The following is a 727-nucleotide window of genomic DNA, read 5'->3' on the forward strand; positions in this document are numbered from 1 at the left end:
ACGACCCCGAGGTCGTCGCGGACGCGTTGCGGTTCGCCCGGCGGAGCGAGCATCCGGAAACTACGCGCTACGCGACGTTCGTTCGCGATTACGCGGCCGCGGAGCCGAGCGAGCGCGCGATCGTGTTCGAGCGACTCTCGGGGCTCGTGGGCCGCCAGCGGCGCAAGGAAGACGACGTTTCGGGACTGTTCGACTGACGCCGCCTCAGTCGACGATCTCGACGCGATCGCCGACGGCGAGGCGCTGACCACGATCCGCCTCCGGCACTCGCGCGATCAGCATCAGCGTGTAGAAGTGGTCGAACGCCGCCTCGTCGGCCCAGTCGGGGAACGTCTCCTCGCGCTTCTCGAGGAACCGCTGCCGGAACTCCGGCGTCGGCTCTCCCGTCTCGGGGTCGCGCTCGGGCACGACACAGCGGGCGCAGGGGGTGACACCCTCGATCCGGACGCCGCCGACTTCGAACGCCGGGGCGTCCTCGCCGACGAAGCGGTCCTCCCAGAACGCCGGCACGCCGGAGACCTCGAGGTTCGCCCGCAGGCGCCGGCGCGCGCCCTCGACGCTCAGGTCGTCGAACCACGAGGCGACGGTTTCCAGCGTGGCGGTGCTGATCACCGACGGTCCCATCCCCCGCCGGTCGACGAACCCCAGCGACGCGTCGCGGCGGAGGGTGAGATCGGCGTCGAAGAACTCCGAGAACCACGCCCCGGCCGCCGCGCGCTCGTCCTCG

Annotated in this window: 2 pseudogenes (1 of these 2 cut by a window edge); one reads left to right on the forward strand and one right to left on the reverse strand. The window is 71.5% G+C overall.

Features of this window, described 5'->3' with window-relative positions:
* Positions 1–197: pseudogene (locus ACFR9S_RS08205) on the forward strand (DUF309 domain-containing protein); the annotation flags it as partial.
* A gap of 7 nt (positions 198–204) precedes the next feature.
* Here the strand turns inward: ACFR9S_RS08205 and ACFR9S_RS08210 are convergent.
* Positions 205–727, reverse strand: a pseudogene (locus ACFR9S_RS08210) (MOSC domain-containing protein) (it continues 252 nt past the right edge of the window).

This window comes from Halolamina salina (assembly GCF_042678005.1).
GTDB lineage: Archaea > Halobacteriota > Halobacteria > Halobacteriales > Haloferacaceae > Halolamina > Halolamina salina.